Here is a 4,713-nt window from a genome sequence, read left to right as displayed (position 1 = left end):
TACAAACACCTAATCGGAAAAACGGTTATTCTGCCGATCACAGGAAGAGAAATTCCGATTGTCGGAGACGACTACGTCGATATGGAATTCGGCTCAGGTGCCGTCAAAATTACACCTGCCCATGATCCGAACGACTTTGAAATCGGAAACCGCCACAACCTTGAACGCATTCTCGTTATGAATGAAGACGGCACAATGAATGACAAGGCGCTTCAATATAAAGGCATGGACCGTTTTGAATGCCGCAAGCAGATCGTGAAAGATCTTCAGGAAGAGGGCGTGCTGTTCAAGATTGAAGAACATACGCATTCGGTCGGCCACAGCGAACGCAGCGGAGCAGTCGTTGAGCCGTATTTGTCAACGCAGTGGTTCGTGCAAATGCAGCCGCTTGCCGATGCCGCCATCGAATTGCAAAAAAGCGAAGGAAAAGTCAACTTCGTCCCTGACCGTTTTGAAAAAACGTATCTGCACTGGATGGAAAATATCCGCGACTGGTGCATTTCCCGCCAGCTTTGGTGGGGCCACCGTATTCCTGCGTGGTACCATAAAGAAACGAGGGAAATCTATGTGGGCGCTGAAGCTCCTGAAGATGCCGAAAACTGGGAGCAGGACAAAGACGTTCTTGACACATGGTTCAGTTCCGCTCTTTGGCCGTTTTCAACGATGGGCTGGCCGGATATCGATGAGGAAGATTTCAAGCGTTACTATCCGACGAACGTCCTTGTCACAGGATACGATATCATTTTCTTCTGGGTATCCAGAATGATCTTCCAAGGTATCGAATTTACCGGAGAACGTCCGTTTAAAGATGTTTTGATCCACGGGCTTATCCGCGATGACCAGGGCCGCAAAATGAGCAAATCGCTCGGAAACGGCGTCGATCCGATGGATGTGATCGATAAGTACGGAGCGGATTCGCTGCGCTACTTCCTTGCGACGGGAAGCTCTCCAGGGCAGGATTTACGCTTCAGCTTTGAAAAAGTGGAGTCAACATGGAATTTTGCGAACAAGATTTGGAACGCATCAAGGTTCGCCCTGATGAACATGGACGGCATGACATACGAAGAGCTTGATCTGTCAGGAGAAAAATCAGTTGCCGATAAGTGGATTTTAACAAGGTTGAACGAAACGATTGAAACTGTGACACAGCTGGCTGACAAGTACGAATTCGGCGAGGTTGGCCGCCATCTCTACAATTTTATCTGGGATGATTTCTGCGACTGGTACATCGAAATGGCTAAACTTCCGCTTTACGGTGAAGATGAAGCGGCGAAAAAGACGACCCGCTCTATTTTAGCGTATGTGCTGGATCAAACGATGCGCCTGTTGCATCCGTTTATGCCTTTCCTGACGGAGGAGATCTGGCAGCATCTTCCTCACGAAGGGGAATCCATTACAGTCGCCAAGTGGCCTGCAGCTGTTAAAGAATATACGGACACCGAAGCAGCGGCGGATATGAAACTTCTCGTTGAAGTCATCCGCGCTGTACGGAACATCCGGAGCGAAGTCAACACGCCGCTCAGCAAGCAGATTGAGCTTTATATTAAAACAAGCACGCCGGAAATCGCCGAACGACTTGAAGAAAACCGTTCGTACGTGGAACGCTTTACGAATCCGAGCCTTCTTCAAATCGGAACGGATATTCAGGCGGTCGATAAAGCGATGACCGCTGTCGTATCCGGCGCCGAGCTGATTTTGCCGCTCGAAGGTCTGATTAACATTGAGGAAGAAATCAGCCGCCTGCAAAAAGAACTCGATAAGCTGACGAAGGAAGTTGAACGGGTTCAAAAGAAATTAAGCAACGAAGGATTTATGAAAAAGGCGCCTGCACATGTCATTGAAGAAGAGCGGGCGAAAGAAGCCGATTATACGGCAAAACGTGAAGCTGTAGAAAAAAGGATTGCCGAATTGAAAAATTAATCAACGAAAAAAGGAGGTGTTTTCCAGGTCTTTCTAAAGATGCTGGAAAACACCTTCATCAATTGAAGGGAAGGAATTCGCTTGTTCAAAACGTTTGATGAAGCACTCAGCTGGATTAACGGAAGGCTTAAATTCGGCGTGAAGCCGGGTTTGGAACGAATGGAATGGCTGCTGAGAAAGCTCGGGCACCCCGAGAAAAAGCTTAATGCGATTCATGTCGCCGGAACAAACGGAAAAGGTTCAACGATCGCTTTTCTCCGTACGGTATTAAATGAAGCCGGTTATACAGCAGGCACCTTCACATCACCGTATATCATTACCTTTAACGAACGGATCAGCGTTGACGGCGCACCGATCTCGGACGACGAATGGACGGCGCTCTTTAATGAGGTCGGGCCTCTCGTCCTTGAGCTTGAAAAAACCGAATTCGGAGCAGCCACCGAATTTGAAATTATTACGGCATGCGCATTTTTATATTTTGCTAAATACCGGCGCACCGATTTTGTTATTTTTGAAACGGGATTAGGCGGCCGTTTGGATTCGACAAACGTCGTGAAGCCGATGTTAACGGTCATCACTTCGATCGGCCATGACCATATGGCAATATTAGGCGGCACGCTGAAAGAGATTGCCGCAGAAAAGGCGGGAATCATCAAACACGGCGTTCCTGTTATCACAGCCGTTCATCAGCGTGAAGCAGCTGAAGTGATAAAGCGAAAGGCGATGGAGACAGAATCTGCTTTTATATCCCTTCATGAGGATTGCGAGCTGTCCGGAGAGCGTTCACTGCCCGATGGAGAGCAGTTTTCACTGAAAACACCGTTACATCGTTATGAAAGAATTGAAACAAGCCTGATCGGCACCCATCAGCGGCAAAACGCGTCTTTGGCCATACTTGCGGCCGAATGGCTGACAGCCGAAAAACATGCGGCCATCAGCGAAGAAGAGCTGAAACGCGGCATTCATAAGGCGGGATGGCCCGGCCGGTTTGAGAAGGTATTGAACAGGCCTCTCGTTTATATCGACGGCGCTCATAACAAAGAAGGGGTAGAGCGGCTGGCCGAGACGATCACGTCCCACTTCGACGGGCGGAATATTCACGTATGCTTCAGTGCTCTCAAAGATAAGCCGTACAGAGACATGATCCGCAAAATCGAGTCGTTTGCGTCATCGATTCACTTCACATCTTTTGATTTTCCGAGAGCGGAATCCGCTCAAAAGCTGTTTGAGCAAAGTACCGCTGTTCATAAAACATGTGATGAAGACATCGGCTCTGTTTTCCGCTATATCGAAGAACAAGCTGAAGATGAAAAAGCGGTGGTCATTGTTACCGGGTCGCTTTACTTTATTTCCGCTGTCAGGGCAGTTTTAACTGAATAAAAAACATAAAAATGCGCTTTTGGCCATCGGCTGACGGCGCATTTTTATGTTTTATGAAAAGCGGAGGCGCTTCATATTTGCTAAAATAACAGCCTCAGGAAGCCGTTTTTTCCCATGAAGCGGTTAAATTTGATTGTGCGAGGCTGATAGTGATGTTCATCTTTTACCTTTTTACGGCGGGGTTAGTGCTCGGTTCCTTTTTTAGTTCAGCCGGGCGACGCATCCCTGAAAAGATATCATTGATTGCTCCGCGTTCCCTCTGCCGGGCTTGCAAAAGAAAGCTGGGCCTCGCGGAGCTGATACCTGTTTTGTCCTATTTGATGCAGCGGGGGAGGTGCAAGGGGTGTCAAACCCCGATATCGATCGTGTATCCGGCAGTTGAGCTCTCCGCCGCCATCCTGTTTGCGTTTGCCGGTATGCAGGTTGGGCATCAGGGGGAGCTGGTGATTGTGCTTGCTCTTATTTCCCTGCTTTTGATCGTCTTTGTATCTGATGTGACACATATGGTCATTCCGGATGCTGTGCTTTGTTTTTTCCTGATTGTCTTTGCTGTCGGACGGTTTCTTGTTCCCCTCGAGCCGTGGCATTCCGGTTTAAGCGGTGCGTTTGCCGGCGGCATGCTTCCGCTCTTGACGCTGCTTTTGACGAAAGGTGGGATCGGCTGGGGGGACGTAAAGCTGTTTGCGGTGCTCGGCATGGCGCTCGGCAGCCGCCTCCTCATTCTCGCTTTTTTCCTTTCGGCAGCCGCACGAACGGTGCTTGGTCTGATTGCATTGCTGGCAGGAAAGCTAAAGAAAAATGAACCTATGCCGTTTGCTCCCGCGATTCTGATCGGGACGCTGATAAGCTGTTTCTATGGCAATCCAATGATCGAGTGGTACCTTCAAATGGCACGGTGGTAAAAAATTTGACGAAACCTTTTTGGGCAAGACGACAAAAGTCTTGTTCTTTTTTTTTGAGGCTGTGTTAAAGTGTGGACAATAAGAGGGACAGCCTTTGGGAGAACTCCTCCTTCCTTCTGGCTTCCCTCTGCCGATCGTATAGAGAGCGGCCAATCTGCCGCCTAATCTCAATATAAAACAATAAACGGAAAGCGAGGGAAGCCACATGAAAAAACGGAAAAGCAAGAAAAACTCAGCTAAAAAAGTGCCCCAGGAAGACCCGCTTAAAGTGATGATCAATGGCAGAGAAGAGACCATCTACGGAAATGAAAAAGAGTTTTCCAACAGAAATGAAGAAAAGAAGTTCACCTTTTCAAACTGGTAAGAAAAGAGAAAGGCGGAACGGGAAATATCGGCTTCAACAGCGGCCGGCGCACCTGAAACAGAGGAATTTCCATGGACGCCTCCAGACGAAGAAGAAACCGTGTACAAAGACGATCCCAAAGTGGTGGCGCCTTATCAAAAGAGAAAC

General features: G+C 48.4%; 4 protein-coding genes. All 4 read left to right on the top strand.

What is annotated here, in order from left to right:
• The coding region (gene valS / locus C1T29_RS17705) for a valine--tRNA ligase (RefSeq protein WP_208945505.1) at positions 1-1,920 on the top strand (1,920 nt) is incomplete at its 5' end.
• An 81-nt stretch (positions 1,921-2,001) separates the two neighbouring features.
• Positions 2,002-3,300, top strand: a complete 1,299-nt coding sequence (locus tag C1T29_RS17700) for a bifunctional folylpolyglutamate synthase/dihydrofolate synthase (protein WP_023855426.1) — start codon at positions 2,002-2,004, stop codon at positions 3,298-3,300.
• Positions 3,301-3,452: 152 nt separating this feature from the next.
• A complete protein-coding gene (locus C1T29_RS17695) occupies positions 3,453-4,202 on the top strand; it encodes a prepilin peptidase (protein ID WP_208945504.1) in 750 nt (249 codons plus the stop codon).
• Between the two features lie 205 nt (positions 4,203-4,407).
• The gene (locus C1T29_RS24890; protein ID WP_231516510.1) at positions 4,408-4,566 is read left to right on the top strand and encodes a hypothetical protein; all 159 of its coding nucleotides are present in this window, start codon (positions 4,408-4,410) and stop codon (positions 4,564-4,566) included.
• Positions 4,567-4,713 lie beyond the last annotated feature (147 nt).

Source organism: Bacillus sp. MBGLi79, assembly GCF_002953915.1.
Note: the sequence above shows the minus strand (reverse complement) of the source record. Positions and strands in the feature narration are given on the sequence as shown.